The organism is Pseudomonas sp. GW822-FHT02E03 (assembly GCF_058802325.1).
Map to the genome: position 1 here is coordinate 25,157 of NZ_JBXAOA010000034.1, position 17,328 is coordinate 42,484.

Annotated in this window: 10 protein-coding genes and 1 pseudogene; 4 read left to right on the forward strand and 7 right to left on the reverse strand. The window is 61.5% G+C overall.

The genetic code is table 11. From position 1 onward, the window contains the following. Nucleotides 1-164: 164 nt before the first annotated feature. Nucleotides 165-344 (forward strand): annotated as a pseudogene (locus AC1RQB_RS21410) (hypothetical protein); the annotation flags it as partial. 17 nt (nucleotides 345-361) lie between these two features. On the opposite strand, the gene AC1RQB_RS21415 reads toward AC1RQB_RS21410, so the two are convergent. Continuing rightward, nucleotides 362-862 carry an MgtC/SapB family protein gene (locus AC1RQB_RS21415; RefSeq protein ID WP_063343514.1) on the reverse strand — a complete coding sequence of 167 codons (501 nt, stop codon included), beginning with the start codon at nucleotides 860-862 and terminating at the stop codon, nucleotides 362-364. Nucleotides 863-996: 134 nt separating this feature from the next. On the opposite strand from AC1RQB_RS21415, the gene AC1RQB_RS21420 reads away from it, so the two are divergent. The 3 genes from AC1RQB_RS21420 to mapR all read left to right on the forward strand — a co-directional run bounded on the left by AC1RQB_RS21420 (nucleotide 997) and on the right by mapR (nucleotide 4,446). After that, the gene (locus AC1RQB_RS21420; RefSeq protein ID WP_007901318.1) at nucleotides 997-1,230 is read left to right on the forward strand and encodes a DUF3203 family protein; all 234 of its coding nucleotides are present in this window, start codon (nucleotides 997-999) and stop codon (nucleotides 1,228-1,230) included. A gap of 195 nt (nucleotides 1,231-1,425) precedes the next feature. Further along, on the forward strand, nucleotides 1,426-2,850 hold the full coding sequence (gene ccoG / locus AC1RQB_RS21425; protein WP_063343513.1) for a cytochrome c oxidase accessory protein CcoG: 1,425 nt from the start codon (nucleotides 1,426-1,428) through the stop codon (nucleotides 2,848-2,850). A 186-nt stretch (nucleotides 2,851-3,036) separates the two neighbouring features. After that, on the forward strand, nucleotides 3,037-4,446 hold the full coding sequence (gene mapR, locus AC1RQB_RS21430; RefSeq protein ID WP_008069156.1) for a GntR family transcriptional regulator MpaR: 1,410 nt from the start codon (nucleotides 3,037-3,039) through the stop codon (nucleotides 4,444-4,446). Between the two features lie 151 nt (nucleotides 4,447-4,597). Here mapR and AC1RQB_RS21435 read toward each other — a convergent pair whose 3' ends face one another. From AC1RQB_RS21435 to AC1RQB_RS21460, 6 genes are all read right to left on the reverse strand, one after another. After that, entirely contained in the window at nucleotides 4,598-5,344 is a 747-nt protein-coding gene (locus AC1RQB_RS21435) for an SDR family oxidoreductase (RefSeq protein WP_008069154.1), read from the reverse strand. Between the two features lie 285 nt (nucleotides 5,345-5,629). Beyond that, entirely contained in the window at nucleotides 5,630-7,711 is a 2,082-nt protein-coding gene (locus AC1RQB_RS21440) for a putative bifunctional diguanylate cyclase/phosphodiesterase (protein WP_063343512.1), read from the reverse strand. Between the two features lie 258 nt (nucleotides 7,712-7,969). Then, nucleotides 7,970-9,451, reverse strand: a complete 1,482-nt coding sequence (locus AC1RQB_RS21445; protein ID WP_207267313.1) for an efflux transporter outer membrane subunit — start codon at nucleotides 9,449-9,451, stop codon at nucleotides 7,970-7,972. Then, nucleotides 9,448-12,555 (reverse strand): efflux RND transporter permease subunit, encoded by a 3,108-nt coding sequence (locus tag AC1RQB_RS21450; RefSeq protein WP_207267314.1) that lies wholly within the window; start codon nucleotides 12,553-12,555, stop codon nucleotides 9,448-9,450. Before AC1RQB_RS21450 ends, AC1RQB_RS21445 begins: the two co-directional genes overlap by 4 nt. Beyond that, the gene (locus tag AC1RQB_RS21455; RefSeq protein ID WP_063343511.1) at nucleotides 12,552-15,656 is read right to left on the reverse strand and encodes an MdtB/MuxB family multidrug efflux RND transporter permease subunit; all 3,105 of its coding nucleotides are present in this window, start codon (nucleotides 15,654-15,656) and stop codon (nucleotides 12,552-12,554) included. The genes AC1RQB_RS21450 and AC1RQB_RS21455 overlap by 4 nt, the downstream gene beginning before the upstream one ends. Further along, on the reverse strand, nucleotides 15,653-16,969 hold the full coding sequence (locus AC1RQB_RS21460; RefSeq protein WP_063343510.1) for an MdtA/MuxA family multidrug efflux RND transporter periplasmic adaptor subunit: 1,317 nt from the start codon (nucleotides 16,967-16,969) through the stop codon (nucleotides 15,653-15,655). The genes AC1RQB_RS21455 and AC1RQB_RS21460 overlap by 4 nt, the downstream gene beginning before the upstream one ends. Nucleotides 16,970-17,328: the final 359 nt, after the last annotated feature.

Sequence of the window (17,328 nt, forward strand, 5' to 3'; positions counted from 1 at the left end):
CACGAAGCGGTCTGCCCCGACATGAACTCACTTAAGTTCCGAACAGCAGGCGCCGGTAAAAGTTCAGAGGGATTTGCCAAGTCTTTCGGGGGAATCAAATTCCCTGTGTACGGGTCAACCAACTTAAGCACGACTCACGCCATCTGCCACTGGAGACTGTAGCGATGAGCATTCCAATCCCGGCCGAGACACCCGATCCGAACATCGATGAGCCGACGGTACCGCCGATACAGCCAACACCGCCGACCGAACCCGCCCCCGTCCCTGAACAGGAACCGCCAGGCACCAACCCGCCACCGCGCGAAGAGCCACCGACCGTCCAGCCGCCGGAAATCGTGCATCCATGTAGGAGCAGCCGCTCCTACGGGGGGCGATCCTTTTCCAGCTGGCGCACCACGACCGGCATCACACCGAGGATCACCAACGCCAGCAACGTACTGAGCACCGCCGTGGCCTCGCGGCCCATCCCGGCCGAAACGCCAATGGCCGCCGTCATCCACAAACCGGCGGCGGTGGTCAGGCCTTTGACATGACCCTCGTCGCCATCGGTGTTTTTCAGGATAGTCCCGGCGCCGAGAAAGCCGATGCCGGCGATCACGCCCTGCACCACCCGACTCATGGCGTCGGCCTGGGATCCTGACATCTGCGGCACCAGCACAAACAGCGCCGCGCCCAGCGCCACCAGCATATGGGTGCGAATCCCGGCGGCCTTGCCCTTCTGTTCACGCTCAAAACCGAGAATGCCACCCAGCAAGGCAGCCATCAGCAATCGCACGGTAATGCGCGTCAGTTGTGACGCGTCGCCGATGTCAGCGAACTCTGCTTGCAGCGTCACCCAAACCTCGTGCCACCAAGCGTCCATGGCGCAGTCCTTGTGATGATCAATGGAAGTCACTCGATATAAGGTGGACCGCCCCCACCATTAATCGGTTGCACAGAACGATGAGCGGCAGATGCGTCCTAACGATCTAGAACCTGCAAAAAAAGGGCCCCCCCATGACCGTGCGTATCGAAAACCAGACCTGCTTCTTCATCACCAGGAACGGCGAAGAAATTCGTCTTTGCCCCGACGTCACCATCATCACCGACGCGGAAAAATCCATGTCGGCGGTGGACCTCGACGGCCAGCGCATCTACATCACCGAAGCAGAAGCCGATGCATTGACCGTAGCAGGCGCAGCGGACGGTCGCCGGCATTTGAAGGCCACGGACAGTGATTCGGTGATTTGACTGACCCGCATCAACACACGCCGCAAACACCTGGCATAGGCGTTTGCGGCCAGCCGTTGTGGGTGCATCAAGTTGTCGCAGGCGGGTGTCAGAAACTCATCTGATCCGCTTTTTATTGCTTTAGCTGAGTCTGTTATGCAAACAGATCGCTGGTCATAGTGCTCAGGCCTGATGGAGGCTGATGAGCGAAAGACCATGAGCGATAGAATCCCCGTCCGAACCGTTGAACCTGCTTCATTTATCAATGAGCCTTTGCGTCCAAAGATAAAGGCCAAGTCCAGCGACAACCTGATCCACACCCGCAGCTTCACGGGTTTGTTCCGCACCCTGCGCATGAGTGGCGCGGGGGTTCTGTTTCTGCTGTTCTTCGGCACCGTGTGGCTGAACTGGGGTGGCCGCCAAGCGGTGCTCTGGGACCTTTCCGAAAGTAAATTCCACATCTTCGGCGCGACCTTCTGGCCACAGGATTTCATCCTGCTGTCGGCGCTGCTGATCATTGCTGCGTTCGGCCTGTTTGCGATCACCGTGTTCGCCGGCCGGGTCTGGTGCGGCTACACCTGCCCGCAGAGCTCCTGGACCTGGATCTTCATGTGGTGCGAGAAAATTACCGAAGGCGAGCGCAACCAGCGAATCAAGCTACAAGCCGCCCCCTGGGGCCTGAACAAACTGATCCGCCGCTCGGCCAAACACACCCTGTGGCTGGCGATCAGCTTGCTCACTGGCTTGACCTTTGTCGGCTACTTCACGCCGATCCGGCCGCTGGCCGAAGAGCTGCTGACCTTGCAAATCGGCGGTGTCAGCCTGTTCTGGGTGCTGTTCTTCACCGGGGCTACTTACATCAATGCCGGTTGGTTGCGCGAAGCAGTGTGCATGCACATGTGCCCGTATGCGCGGTTCCAGAGCGTGATGTTCGACAAGGACACCCTGACCATTTCCTACGACGTGGCCCGCGGCGAAAACCGTGGCCCGCGCAAACGTGACGTGAAACCCACCGAGGTCGGACTGGGTGATTGCATCGATTGCCAATTGTGCGTGCAGGTCTGCCCTACCGGCATCGACATCCGCGACGGTTTGCAGATGGAATGCATCGGTTGCGCCGCGTGCATCGACGCCTGTGACTCGATCATGGACAAAATGGGCTACGCCCGTGGGCTGATCAGCTACACCTCGGAGCATGAACTGCAGGGTGGCAAGACCCACCTTCTGAGGCCGCGACTGATCGGTTACACCGCCGTGCTCCTGGTGATGATCGGCGCCCTCGCCCTGGCGCTGGTGGAGCGGCCGATGGTGTCGCTGGACGTGAGCAAGGACCGTGGCCTGTTCCGCGAGAACAGTGAAGGCCAGATCGAAAACATCTACAGCTTGAAGGTCATCAACAAGACCCAGCAACGTCAGGATTACCGATTGACGCTGGTCGATGGCGATGGCTTCCAGCTGCAAGGCAAGACTGAACTGAGCCTGGCCCCCGGAGAGATCGTCGACGTGCCGGTATCGGTGGCCATGACCACGGATCGCCCGAGCAGCAGCTCGCAGACCATCAGTTTCAAGATTGTCGACAGCGATGAGCCGGGCATCAACAGCGTGGCCAAGAGCCGGTTTGTTGCGCCGATGAACCGATGAGCCTTTAAGATGCAATCCTTTGTCAGATGCAGTCCTCTGTCAGATGCGATCCTCTGTGGCGAGGGAGCTTGCTCCCGCTCGGCTGCGTAGCAGTCGTAAATTTTTGGGGGCGCTTCGCACCCCAGCGGGAGCAAGCTCCCTCGCCACAACAGCGCACCAACTGAATAACCTCAAACCGGGTCTTTGATGAAACGCTACGAAAAATTCGCCGACGATATCGCTGAACTGATCCGCTCCGGCGTCCTCGGTCCCGGCCAGCGGGTGCCGTCGGTGCGCTACGCCAGCCAGACTTACGGGGTCAGCCCGTCCACGGTGTTCCAGGCCTATTACCTGCTTGAGCGCCGTGGCCTGATCCGCGCCCGGCCGCGCTCCGGTTACTTCGTCAATACCCATGCACCGAGCCCGTTTTCGGAGCCGGTGATCAGCAGCCAGGTCAACGAGTCCACCGAAGTCGACGTCAGCGAACTGGTGTTCTCGGTGCTGGACTCGATCAAGGACCCGAACACCGTGCCCTTCGGCTCAGCCTTCCCCAGCCCCACGCTGTTCCCGCTGCAGCGGTTGTCCCGCTCGCTGGCCAGCGCCGCCCGGGAGATGGACCCGCGCATGGTGGTCACCGACATGTCGCCGGGCAACCCGCAACTGCGTCGGCAAATCGCCCTGCGCTACATGGTCGGCGGGCTGATGCTGCCCATGGAAGAATTGTTGATCACCAACGGTGCGCTGGAAGCGTTGAACCTGTGCCTACAAGCAGTCACCGAGCCCGGCGATCTGGTGGCCATCGAAGCCCCAGCGTTCTATGCCAGCCTGCAAGTGCTGGAACGGCTGAAGCTCAAAGCGGTGGAAATCCCCGTGCACCCGCGCGATGGCATTGACCTTGGTGTGCTGGCCCAGACCCTGGAACGGCATCCGATCAAGGCCTGCTGGTGCATGACCAGTTTCCAGAACCCGATGGGCGCGACCATGCCCGAGGCGAAGAAGCAGGAACTCGTGGAGTTGTTGCGCAGCCATCAGGTGCCGCTGATCGAGGACGACGTCTACGCCGAGCTCTATTACGGCCAACAGGCGCCAAAACCGGCCAAGGCTTTCGATACTGAGGGTCTGGTGATGCACTGCGGTTCGTTCGCCAAGAGCCTGGCCCCCGGTTATCGCATCGGCTGGGTCGCCGCCGGGCGGTATGCACAGAAAATCGAACGCCTGAAACTGATGACCTCCCTCTGCGCCTCAATGCCCGCCCAGGCCGCCATCGCCGATTACCTGCAACACGGCGGCTACGACCGACACCTGCGCAAACTGCGTTACGCCCTGGAAGAACAACAAAGCGCGATGCTCGCCGCCATCGCCCGCTACTTCCCGGCCCAGACGCGCGTTAGTCAGCCGGCGGGAGGGTACTTTTTGTGGCTGGAGCTGCCGCCGCAGATGGATTCGTTGAAGTTGTTTCAGATGGCATTGGCGCAAGGGATCAGCATCGCGCCGGGGCCGATTTTCTCGCCAACCCAGCGGTTCAGGAATTGTATTCGGCTGAATTACGGCAGCCCGTGGACTGAGGATTCGGAGAAGGCGATGGAGACGTTGGGGCGGATTGTGCGGTCGTTCTGAGGGTTTGATGTTGTCTGGGCTATCGCCTTCGCGAGCAAGCCCGCTCCCACAGGGGTTCGGTGGTGTTCACAAATGTTGTGTACACACAGAACCCCTGTGGGAGCGGGCTTGCTCGCGAAGAGGCCAGAACAGACAAAGCAAATCCTGAGGATTAACGCCCACCACCCAGATCGACGAAAGTCCCGGTCGCATAAGAAGCCTTATCCGACAACAACCACACAATCGCCTCAGCCACTTCATCCGGTCGCCCACCCCGGGCCATCGGGATCGCCGATTCCAGCTTGCTGACCCGATCCGGATCGCCGCTCAATGCATGGAAATCGGTGTAGATGTAACCCGGCCGCACGGCGTTGACGCGAATACCCTCGCCCGCCACTTCCTTGGACAGACCGATGGTGAAGGTGTCCAGCGCGCCTTTGGACGCTGCGTAGTCGACATATTCGCTGGGGGCGCCCAAGCGGGCAGCGACCGACGACACGTTGACGATGCTGCCGCCCTGCCCGCCATGTTTGGGCGACATGCGCAGGATCGCGTGTTTGGCGCAGAGGATCGGCGCCAGGACGTTGGTCTTGAGGATTTTCAGAATACGGAATTCGGACATCTCGTCGATCCGCGATTTTTGCCCGACCGTGCCGGCGTTGTTCACCAGCGCCGTGACCCGACCGAGTTCGGTATCTACGCGGTGGAACAGGCCGATCACCTCGTCTTCGATGCTGACATCGGCGCGTACCGCAATGGCTTGAGCGCCGAGTGCGCGGACTTGTTCCAGCACACTGTGCGCCGCCTGTTCGTCGGACTGATAGTTGATACAGATCCGATAGCCCTGCTCTGCGGCCAACAGGGCCGTGGCGGCGCCAATTCCGCGGCTGCCGCCGGTGATGACGATGACTTTGTCCATGCTGGCATTCCCCCGTTTCAAGCGTATGCAGTCGGGGCCAAGAATAACCGCCATCGGCGGGTTTTGCATGAACCTGCGTCAATGGCTGCACTGATGGCAATCTGAAGTGAACCTATTCCTGTGGCTGAAGATGCTTCTGTGGCGAGGGAGCTTGCTCCCGCTGGGGCGCGCAGCGGCCCCCTCATTTTTTCAGACCCACCAGGCCGACTGGTTTTGCGACTGTTTCGCAGCCGAGCGGGAGCAAGCTCCCTCGCCACAGGTCTGCCCCCAATAAGCTGCTCGGTTTCAGCCCGCCGCCAATTGCTCCCCTCGGTGAATATCGGCCATAAAGCGATCGGCCGGCAGCGGGTGTCCCAGCAGATAACCCTGCAACGAGTCGCATCCGAGTTGGGTCAGGAAGTCTTGCTGGACACCGGTTTCAACCCCTTCGGCCACGATCCGCAAGCCCAAGGCCTGGCCGAGGGCGACGATGGCCGAGACGATGGCCGCGTCGTCGCTGTCGTGTTCCAGATCGCGGACGAAACCCCGGTCGATCTTCAGTTCATTGGCCGGCAGGCGCTTGAGGTACATCAAGCTCGAATAGCCAGTACCAAAGTCATCGATAGACAGGTCGACGCCCATATCCGAGAGTTCCTGCAGCACCGTCATGCTCGCATCGGCGTCGCTCATGGCGGTGGTTTCGGTGATTTCCAGGGTCAGGCTGTTGGCCGGCAAATGATGAGTGGCCAGGGCCTTGGCGACACTCTGCACCAACCCGGCGTGGCAGAACTGCAAGGCCGAGAGGTTCACCGCGATGCGCCAATCGGTGTAACCGAGCACGTACCACTCGCGCATCTGACGGCAGGCTTCATTGAGCACCCACTCGCCAATCGGAATGATCAGCCCGGTCTTCTCCGCAAGATCGATGAAGCTGTCCGGCTGCAGCATGCCCTGGGTCGGGTGTTCCCAGCGCAGCAACGCCTCGGCGCCCACCGGTCGGCCATGGCCGGCGTCGAACTTGGGCTGGTAATAGAGGCTGAATTGCTGCTGATCCAGGGCGTTGCGCAAGTCCTGAAGCAATTGCAGCTGTTTGCGCGCGTTGCTGTTCATCGAAGCGTCGAAGAAGCTGTGGCCGTTTTTCCCGGCACCCTTGGCGTGGTACATCGCCGCGTCGGCGTTCATCAGCAACTCCTCGGCGGTCTGACCGTTGCCCGGATAGAGCGCGATGCCGACGCTGGCGGAAATCTGCAAGTCATGTTCCGCGACCCGGAACGAGCGCGCGATCAGCCCCACCTGGCGCGCCGCCAGGTTCAGCGCGTCATTCGGCTCGGCGAGTTGCACCAGCAACACAAACTCATCGCCGCCGATCCGCGCCAGGGTGTCCTGGCTACGCAAATCTTCACGCAAGCGCAGGCCGACCTCACGCAGCAACTGATCGCCCATGTGGTGCCCAAAAGCATCGTTGACCGGTTTGAAACCATCCAGATCAATGAACATCAACGCAAAACAGCCGCCCTGCTCCTGCACCCTCGACATCGCCTGATCGATACGGTCGGCCAGTAACACCCGGTTCGGCAGCCCGGTCAGGGTGTCGTGCAGCGCCAGCTGGGTGAGCTCGCGATTGGCCTCGGTCAGTGAGTGAGCCAGGTCCGCGGTGCGAGCCTCCAGGCGTGCATCGAGGATCGAGGTCAGCAAGGCAATGCTCAATACGGCAAGGGTGGTGATCAGAACAAGATTGTCCAGGCCCTCGCCGTTCAGGCCATCGGCTGCCGCGCCACAGAAACTGCCGTCGGCAAAGCGTGCCGCGGCCATGCCGGTGTAGTGCATGCCGACGATGGCGATGCCCATGATCACCGCAGCACCGCCGCGGATCAGGCGAACATAGGGCGCCTGCCGACGCAGGCGGAAAGCGATCCACAACGCAGCGCCCGACGCGCCGACGGCGATCAGCAGCGAGGCGCTAAACAGAGCGGGGTCGTAATCGATGCCAGGCTGCATGCGCATGGCGGCCATGCCGGTGTAATGCATCGCACTGATGCCAGCGCCCATCACCAGCGCGCCGAACGCCAGTTGCCAGGCCGGCAGTTGTGGCTGGCTGACCAGCCACAAGGCAAAACCGCAGGACAGGACCGCGATCAATAGCGACAGCGCCGTAAGGGTAACGTCGTAGCCCAGATCGATCGGCAATGTGAACGCGAGCATGCCGATGAAATGCATCGACCACACGCCGATCCCCATCGCAAAAGCGCCGCCCGCCGTCCACAGATGCACCGCCCGCCCCTTGGCCGTGGCGATGCGACCGGTGAGGTCTAGCGCGGTATAAGAGGCAAGTATCGCCACACAGAGCGATATGAAAACCAGCGTAAAGGAATAACTACCGATGAGCATGGGACTTCTCGCGACCGCCCCCGCCGTGCTGCGTTCATTCTCGGGGAGCAAAGTCGGCGATTGTACTGATTCCGCGGACGAACGCACTCACAAAGTCATCAAAAGGCCATCAAGATGATAACGCCGGTAGCTCAAGGCACATGATCGTTCCCACGCTCTGCGTGGGAATGCAGCCAGGGACGCTCCGCGTCCCATGCAGAAGCGGACGCAGAGCGTCCGGTGAGGCATTCCCACGCAGAGCGTGGGAACGATCATGCGCTATTGCTTGTCGCTCACCTGAAGCTGCCCGTCCCACCCGCCGCCCAGTGCGGCGATCAATTGCACGCTGGCGATCAAGCGGCTCTGCAGCAAGCTCAGCACATTGCGCTCGTTGCTCAACGCCGTGGCTTGAACCACCACCACATCCAGATAAGCAATCAGCCCGGCCCGGTACTGATTCCGGGTCAAACGCAAGGATTCGCGCGCCGCCTCCAGGGCTTCCTGACGCACCTTGGCTTCGTCTTCCAGCACCTTGAGCTGCACCAGATAGTTTTCCACTTCACGGAAGCCGTCGAGCACGGTCTGGCGGTATTTAGCGACGGTTTCGTCATAGGCCGCTTCGCTACGATCGACTTCCGCCGAGCGCTGCCCACCGTCGAACAGGGTCATGGCCAGTTGCGGGCCGACCGACCAGAAGCGGTTCGGCACGCTGATCCAGTTGTTAGAGGTGCTGCTGCTATAGCCGCCGTTCAGGCTCAGGGTCAGGTCTGGGTAGTAGGCGGCTTTGGCCACGCCGATATTGGCGTTGGCGGCCATCACCGAGCGCTCGGCGGAGGCGATGTCCGGGCGGCGTTCCAGCAACTGCGAAGGCAGGCTCAGCGGCACCTGCGGCAATGCCGGGATGTCTTGGGTTTCCGCCAGGCTGAACTCGGCCGGCGGCAGACCAATCAATACAGCAATGGCGTTCTCGAACTGCGCGCGCTGCCAGATCAGGTCGACCATTTCCGCCTGGGTGCTTTTGAGCTGAGTGGTGGCCTGGGCCACTGCGTCCTTGCCGGAGACACCCGCGCGGTACTGGTTTTCGGTCATGGTCAGCGAACGCTGATAGGCCTCGACCGTCGCTTCCAGCAGGCGTTTCTGTTCGTCGATCACCCGCAATTGCAGATAGTTCTGCACCAGCTCCGATTGCTGGCTCAGGCGCATCGCCGCCAGGTCGGCAAAACTCGCCTCGGCATTGGCTGTGTCGGCTTCCAGGCCTCGGCGCAATTTGCCCCAGACGTCCGCTTCCCAGCTGACCCCGGCCTGCGCGGTGTAGGTGTCGCGAATACCGCTGGAGGAACTGCTCAGGCTCGAGCTGCTGCTACCGGTGCCTTGGCTGGAACGGGTTTTCCCGACGGTCAGGTCCACCGTCGGGAAAAACGCCCCCCGGGCGCTGCGCACCAATGCCTGGGCCTGGCGGTACTGGGCTTCGGACTGAGCGACGGTCTGGTTGGCGCTGTTGAGTTTTTCGATCAGGCCGTTGAGCTGCTGATCGCCATACAGCTCCCACCAGGCACCACGGGCCAGAGAATCGCTGGGGTTGGCCTGACGCCAGCCAGCCGCTTCCTTGTATTGTGCCGGCGCGGCGGCTTGCGGGCGCTGGTAATCCGGGCCGATGGCGCAGGCACTGAGCATCGCCACGCACAGCGACAGGCTCAGCAAACGCGAACCTCGGGCCGTGATCAGCGGTGCAGCCAGGTTGAAAAGCGAACGGTCAGTCATAGCGGAGTTTCCAGAGCAGCATCGGTACGCACCCCACGCCAGCGGTTGAAGCGATGGCGCAGATTGTCGAGATAGAGGTAAACCACCGGGGTGGTGTAAAGCGTCAGCACCTGGCTGAAGACCAGCCCGCCAATGATGGTCAGGCCCAGCGGCTGACGCATTTCCGCCCCTTCGGCCCGGCTCAGCAGCAACGGCAAGGCGCCGAGGATTGCCGCCAGGGTGGTCATCAGAATCGGTCGCAGACGTTGCAGGCAGGCGCTACGGATCGACTCCAGCGGCTCAAGGCCCTGATGCCGTTCCAGTTGCAACGCCAGGTCGATCATCAAAATGGCGTTTTTCTTCACCACGCCAATCAGCAAGAACAACCCAAGCAAGGAGATCAGGCTGAACTCGCCGCCCAACACATAGATCGACAGCAACGCCCCAACCCCGGCGGACGGCAAGGTCGAGAGAATGGTCAGCGGGTGGATGTAGCTTTCATACAGCACGCCGAGCACCAGATAGACCGCCACCAGCGCGCCGAGAATCATCCACGGCTGGCTCTTCTGGGTCGCGGCGAAGGCATCGGCGGTACCGGCCATTTTCGCGATCACGTCTTCCGGCAAACCGACCTTGGCAATCGCCCGCTCGATGGCCGCTGAGCCCTGCTCCACCGTCACGCCTTCGGCCATATCGAAAGCGATGCTTTCCGAAGCGAACTGGCCTTCGTGGCTGACCCGGTCGTCTTCCAGGCTGTTTTCATAGTGCGCGATGGTGGACAACGGAATCCGCGCACCGTCGGCGGTGATCACCTGCACCTGCTTGAGTGTTATCGGATCCTGGGCGTATTTCGGGTTGACCTCCATCACCACCTGATACTGGTTGAGGCTGTCGTAGATCGTCGAAATCTGCCGCTGGCTGTAGGCGTTGTTCAGCACCGCGGTGACCATGTCCATGTCCACGCCCAGACGCTTGGCCTGATCGCGATCGACAATCAGGGTCACTTGCTGGGCGCCACGGCCTTCGCGTGCGTCGATTGCCGTCAGTTCCGGCAGCGCCTTGAGGGCGGTGACGACTTTCGGATACCACTCGCGCAACGCGCCGAGATCGCCGCTTTGCAGGATGTAGGAATATTGCGAGGAGGTTTGCTCGCGGCCGCCGCCAAATTGCAGGTCCTGATCTGCCATCAGCATCAATTGCGCACCCGGCACCTTGGGCATTTCCTTGCGGAGGCGTTCGATGACTTTCTGCGCGGACAGGTTACGTTCCTTGATCGGTTTGAGCCGCACCAGCATGAAAGCGTTGTTGGTGCCGTTGTTGCCACCGATGAACCCGGCGACGCTCTCCACCGCCTCATCCTTGAGCACGGCGCGGCGGAAGATTTCCATCTTCGGCTGCATCACGCTGAATGACAGCCCGTCGTCGCCGCGCACGAAACCGATCAACTGGCCGGTATCTTGCTGAGGTAAAAATGTTTTAGGAACAACGACATACAGAGCAATGTTCACGCCAATCGTCACGAACAGGCTGAGCAGGGTCAGTCGACGGTGACGTAACACCCAATCGAGGCTGGTGGCATATTTGCCGACCATCCACTCGTTGGTCCGCTGGCTCCAGCGCTGCAGGCGGTTTTCCTGCCCCGGCGTATGCGGCTTGAGCCAGCGGGCACAGAGCATCGGCGTCAGCGTCAGCGACACCAGCAACGACACCACAATGGCCGCCGCCAGGGTGATGGAAAACTCGCGGAACAGGCTTTCGATGATCCCGCCCATGAACAGGATCGACAGGAACACCGCCACCAGCGAGACGTTCATCGACAGCAGCGTGAAGCCGACTTCCTGGGCCCCGAGGTAGGCCGCCTTCATCGGTGGCACGCCCTTGTCGATGTGCCGGGAAATGTTCTCCAGCACCACAATGGCGTCGTCCACCACCAGCCCGGTGGCCAGAATCAACGCCATCAGCGACAGGTTGTTCAGGGAGAACCCGTAGAGGTACATCACCGCAAACGTGCCCACCAGCGATACCGGTACCGCCAGGGTCGGAATCAGCGAGGCGCGGAAGTTACCGAGGAACAGGAACACCACCAGAATCACCAGCGCCACAGCAATCAGCAAAGTCATTTCCGCTTCATGCAGGGTGGCCTTGATCACCGGCGAACGGTCCATCGCCAGGTTCAGCTTGACGCTGGCCGGCAGCACAGCCTGCAGCGCCGGCAATTGCGCCTTGATCTCGTTGACCGTCTCGATGATGTTGGCGCCGGCCTGGCGGTTGATCACCAGCAACACCGCCGCGTCGTCATTGAAGAACCCGCTGTTGTAGCGGTCCTCGACGCCGTCGCTGACCTTGGCCACATCCTTCAGGCGCAAGGCAGCGCCGTCCGCGTAGTGAATGATCAGCGACTCGTAATCCTTGGCCTTTTCCAGTTGATCGTTGGCCTGAACCTGCCACAGCCGCTGGCCGTCTTCGACCGAGCCCTTGGGCCGGCGCACGTTGGCGTTGGCGATGGTGTTGCGTACATCGTCCAGCGCCACGCCGTATTGGTTCAGTGCCTGGGGTTCGAGTTCGATGCGCACCGCCGGCAACGAACTGCCGCCGATCTGCACTTCCCCCACGCCCTGCACCTGGGACAGGCTCTGGGACAGGATCGTCGAGGCGAGGTCGTAGAGCTGGCCTTTTTCCAGCACGTCCGAGGTCAGCGACAGCACCATGATCGGCGCCTGGGACGGGTTGACCTTCTTGTAGGTCGGCATGCTGCGCATCCCGCTCGGCAGCAGGTTGCGCGAGGCATTGATCGCCGCCTGCACTTCCCGCGCCGCGCCGTTGATGTCGCGGTCCAGGTCGAATTGCAGAATCACTCGGGTCGAACCCTGGCTGGAACGGCTGCTCATGGTGTTGACCCCGGCGATAGCGCCGAATGAGCGTTCAAGCGGCGTGGCCACGGTCGAGGCCATGACCTCCGGGCTCGCACCGGGCAGACTGGCCTGGACCACGATCACCGGGAAGTCCATCTGCGGCAACGGCGACACCGGCAACAGGCCAAAGCTCACACCGCCCAGCAGCATGATCGCCAGGCTCAGCAGCATCGTCGCCACCGGGCGCTTGATAAAAGGTCCGGACAGGTTCATGGCTGTTCTACCGCTTCCACGGTGTCAGATTTACGGCCCCAGCGCCGCCCGAGGCGGTCGAAGTACAAGTAAATAACGGGTGTGGTGAACAAGGTCAGTACCTGACTCACCAGCAAGCCACCGACCATCACCAGACCCAAAGGCTGGCGCAGTTCCGCGCCGGAACCGGTGGCCAGCATCAGCGGCACCGCGCCGAACAACGCCGCCAGGGTGGTCATCAGAATCGGCCGAAAGCGCAGCAGCGCGGCCTGATAGATCGCCGTTTCCGGGTCCATGCCCTGATTGCGTTCCGCCTCAAGCGCGAAGTCGATCATCATGATCGCGTTCTTTTTCACGATGCCGATCAGCAAAATGATGCCGATGATCGCGATCATCCCCAGGTCATTGCCGCTCAACAGCAGCGCCAGCAAGGCGCCGACCGCCGCCGAGGGCAAGGTCGAGAGAATGGTGATCGGGTGAATGTAACTCTCGTAGAGCACGCCGAGCACGATGTACATGGTCACCACCGCCGCCAGAATCAGCAGCAAGGTGCTCGACAGCGACGCCTGGAACGCTTCGGCCGCGCCCTGGAATTGGGTCTGCACGCCAATCGGCATGCCGATGTCTTTCTGCACCTGGTCGATGATCTCCACCGCATGCCCTAACGCCACGCCGGGCGCCAGGTTGAAGGACATCATCACCGCCGGGAATTGGCCGATGTGAGTGATCGCCAGTTGCGCCTGACGTTCCTCGACATGCGCCAGGCTGGACAGGCGCACCTGACCGCCATCGGTGGTCTTGACGTGAATCTGGTTCAGCGCATCCGGGCCGATCTTCTCGCCGGACTGCGATTGCAGCACCACGCGGTATTGGCTGGCCTGGGTGTAAATGGTGGAAATCTGCCGCTGACCGAAGGCGTCGTAAAGTGCGTCGGTGATGTTCGACACCGATACGCCGACCCGCGACGCCGCATCACGGTCGATCACCAGATACACCTGCAAGCCCTTGTCCTGCAAATCGCTGGCGACATCGGTCAGCTCCGGCCGTTGCGCCAGCGCTTCCACCAGACGCCCGCTCCACAGGCTGAGCAACTCGGAATCCGGCGAGGACATGCTGAATTGGTACTGCGTGCGGCTGACCCGATCTTCGATGGTCAGGTCCTGCACCGGCTGCATGAACAGGCGAATGCCGATCAGCTTGTCCAGCTCCGGTTGCAGACGCGCAATCACTTCGGTGGCGCTCAGGTCGCGATTGCTGTGGGACTTGAGGTTGATCAACAGCCGGCCACTGTTCAGCGTCGAGTTGTCGCCATCGACCCCAATGTAGGACGACAGGCTCTCGACGGCCGGATCGGCCAGGATCACCTTGGCCAGTTCCTGCTGTCGCTCGCTCATCGCCGCAAAGGAAATCGACTGCGGCGCCTCGGAAATACCCTGGATCACCCCGGTGTCCTGCACCGGGAAGAAACCCTTGGGCACCACCATGTACAGGAACACGGTCAACGCCAGCGTGCCGATGGCCACCATCAGGGTCAGCGGTTGGTGCTTGAGAACCCACTTTAACTTGCGCCCGTAAGCCGCGATCATCCAATCAATTGCGGCGCCACTGGAGCGGTAGAACCGGCCCTGTTCTGCTTCCTTGGGTTCACGTTTGAGCAGCCGCGCGCACATCATTGGCGTCAGGGTCAGGGACACCACGAGTGAAATCAGGATCGCCACCGCCAGGGTGATCGCAAACTCGCGGAACAAGCGCCCCACCACGTCGGCCATGAACAGCAGCGGAATCAACACCGCGATCAGCGACAGCGTCAGGGAAATCAGGGTGAAGCCAATCTGCTTGGCGCCCTTGAGTGCCGCTTGCAGCGGGCTGTCGCCCTCCTCGATATATCGGGAAATGTTCTCCAGCATGACGATCGCATCGTCCACCACGAAACCGGTGGCGATGGTCAGCGCCATCAGGGTCAGGTTATTGACCGAGAACCCCGCGAGGTACATCACGCCGAAGGTGCCGATCAATGACAGTGGCACAGCCACCGACGGAATGATCGTGGCGCTGGCCCGCCGCAGGAACAGGAACGTGACCATCACCACCAGTGCGATGGCGATCAGCAATTCGTGTTGCACGTCGGTGACCGAGGCGCGAATGGTCTGGGTACGGTCGGTCAACACGGTGACTTCGAGACCGGCCGGCAGGTTGTCGGTGATGCTCGGTAGCAAGGCCTTGATCCGGTCGACCACTTCGATGACGTTGGCGCCGGGCTGACGCTGGATGTTCAGCAGCACCGCCTGGTTTTCATTGGCCCACGCCGCCAGACGTTCGTTCTCGGCGCCGTCGACGATCTGCGCCACGTCCTTGAGCCGCAACGGCGCGCCGTTGCTGTAGGCGAGGATCAGGTTGGCGTAGTCCTTGGGTGAAGTCAGTTGGTCGTTGGCGTCGAGCATCGACACCCGGGTCGGGCCGTCGAAATTGCCCTTGGGCTGATTGACGTTGGAGGCACCGATCAACGTGCGCACGTCCGACAGGTTCAGGCCGTTGGCCGCCAGGGCCTCGGGATTGACCTTGATCCGCACCGCCTGACGCTGGCCACCGGCAATACTGACCATGCCGACGCCGCTGATCTGGGCGATTTTCTGCGCCATGCGGGTGTCGACCAGATCATTGAGTTTGGGCAACAGCATGGTTTTTGAGGTGATGGCGAGGGTCAGCACCGGGGTGTCCGCCGGGTTGACCTTGTTGTACACCGGCGGTGCCGGCAAATCCTTGGGCAGCAAATTGGTCGCGGCGTTGATCGCGGCCTGCACTTGCTGCTCGGCGACGTCCATGTTGATGTCGAGGCTGAACCGCAGGGTCAGCACCGAGGCGCCGCCAGAACTGGTGGATGCCATTTGAGTCAGGCCAGGCATCTGCCCGAACTGACGCTCCAGCGGCGCAGTCACGGCGCTGGTCATGACATCCGGGCTGGCGCCGGGATAGAGCGTCATGACGCGAATGGTCGGGTAATCGACCTGGGGCAATGCCGACACTGGCAGCAGCCGATAAGCGATCACACCGGCCAGAATAATGGCCAGCATGCTCAGGGTCGTGGCGACCGGGCGAAGGATGAACAGCCGCGAGATGTTCATGCGCCGCCCTTTTTCGCCTTGTCGGTGGCCGTCGCGTCAGTCGCATCGGCCGCCGATTTGCCTTGCAGGTGCTCGGTCGGGGTGGTCGGCACATCCTTGCTGTCGTTGACGACCTCCACTTCGCTGCCTTCCTTCAGGCGGTCGGTGCCTTCCAGCACCACCCGATCACCAGCGGCCAGGCCCTCAGTAATCACCGTGTTGTCACCGTCACTGGCGCCGACTTTCAACTGGCGGATGGTGACCTTCTTGTCGCCGTCCATCGCATAGACGAACGTGCCGTTGGTGCCGAACTGGATCGCCGCCGAAGGCGCAAGCACCACGCCTTTGAGGGTGTCGGCCAGCAAGTGGACGTTGACGAACTGGTTGGGGAACAGCGCTTGATCGCGGTTCTCGTAGCGGGCCTTGAATTTCAGGGTGCCGGTGGTGACGTCGATCTGGTTGTCCAGGCTCTGCAACACGCCAGTGGCCTGCAATTTGGTATCGCCACGGTCCCAGGCTTCGGCGGGCAGTTTGGCGCCGGTGCGATAGCGGGCCAGTACGACGTCGAGGCTGTTTTCCGGCAGAGTGAAGGCAACGCTGATCGGTTGAGTCTGGGTGATGATCGCCAGTGCCGTGGTGTCATTGGCCGCCACAAGGTTACCGACGTCCAGTTGACGCAAACCCACACGCCCGGCGATCGGCGCGCGGATTTTGGTGAATTCAAGATTGAGCTTGGCGTCGTTGACCGCCGCCTGATTGGTCTTGACCGTGCCCTGGTACTGGCCGACCAGTGCTTCAGCGGTGTCCAGGGTTTGCTTGGCGATACTGTCTTCGCGGTACAGGCCGCGATAGCGCTCGACATCGACCTGAGCGTTCTTCAACTGCGCCTGATTCTGCAGCAAGGTGCCTTCGGCCTGGAGCAAGGCGTTCTGGTAAGGACGCGGATCAATTTCGGCCAGCAGGTCGCCCGCCTTGACCATTTGCCCTTCTTCGAACGAAATCTTGACCAGTTCGCCGCCAACGCGGCTGCGCACATTGATGGTGTTCAGCGCGGTCACGGTGCCCAGCGCCTTGTAATACAGCGGGAAATCGCCCTTGACCGCCGGCGCCACGCGCACCGGGACCGGCCCGGTCGCCCCGCCGAACCCCGGACGCATCCCCCCCGACCGGCCGTTGTGTCCGGCAACGGCTTTCTGCCCTGCGCCCTCCTTCGGGCTGCTGCCTGCGGGCCAGAACTTCCAGCACAGGCCAGCGATGACCAACAGGACAAGCAGGCCAAACAGCCAGCGACGGGGATTACGGGAAGCGGAGGATTGCATTGAGTGATCAACCATTGGGCGCGTGGGCTTTTTTACATGAGGCTGAACGATAAGCACTGGCGGGTCTGAAGCAAAGCGCCTTTACCGGCAATTTACCTTTGGCTTACGTAACAGGAGATTTATCTAAAACACTGAAGCACAAATGAAAACGGCCTGGGCAGAGGGGGCGTTCTCAGTTTATTACCCCGCCGCGCCGGGTCTGCTGTTGTGCAGGGCAAGGCGCGAGAAGCGTGGTTTGGTCGTTCCAAATAAGCTTTGAGCAACGCAGCCCTGCACAACAGCAGGCCCGGCCCTTCGGGTTGTGCCTTAAAGCGGGCCAGGCTGCGTTGCAGGCCTTGGAAAGGGAACAACCATTCCCAGCGGCCTGCGCCTTG

Coding starts and splice junctions, on each gene's coding strand:
- AC1RQB_RS21415 (WP_063343514.1), bottom strand. CDS start 862: ATGGACGCTTGGTGGCACGAGGTTTGGGTGACGCTGCAAGCAGAGTTC.
- AC1RQB_RS21420 (WP_007901318.1), top strand. CDS start 997: ATGACCGTGCGTATCGAAAACCAGACCTGCTTCTTCATCACCAGGAAC.
- ccoG (WP_063343513.1), top strand. CDS start 1,426: ATGAGCGATAGAATCCCCGTCCGAACCGTTGAACCTGCTTCATTTATC.
- mapR (WP_008069156.1), top strand. CDS start 3,037: ATGAAACGCTACGAAAAATTCGCCGACGATATCGCTGAACTGATCCGC.
- AC1RQB_RS21435 (WP_008069154.1), bottom strand. CDS start 5,344: ATGGACAAAGTCATCGTCATCACCGGCGGCAGCCGCGGAATTGGCGCC.
- AC1RQB_RS21440 (WP_063343512.1), bottom strand. CDS start 7,711: ATGCTCATCGGTAGTTATTCCTTTACGCTGGTTTTCATATCGCTCTGT.
- AC1RQB_RS21445 (WP_207267313.1), bottom strand. CDS start 9,451: ATGACTGACCGTTCGCTTTTCAACCTGGCTGCACCGCTGATCACGGCC.
- AC1RQB_RS21450 (WP_207267314.1), bottom strand. CDS start 12,555: ATGAACCTGTCCGGACCTTTTATCAAGCGCCCGGTGGCGACGATGCTG.
- AC1RQB_RS21455 (WP_063343511.1), bottom strand. CDS start 15,656: ATGAACATCTCGCGGCTGTTCATCCTTCGCCCGGTCGCCACGACCCTG.
- AC1RQB_RS21460 (WP_063343510.1), bottom strand. CDS start 16,969: ATGGTTGATCACTCAATGCAATCCTCCGCTTCCCGTAATCCCCGTCGC.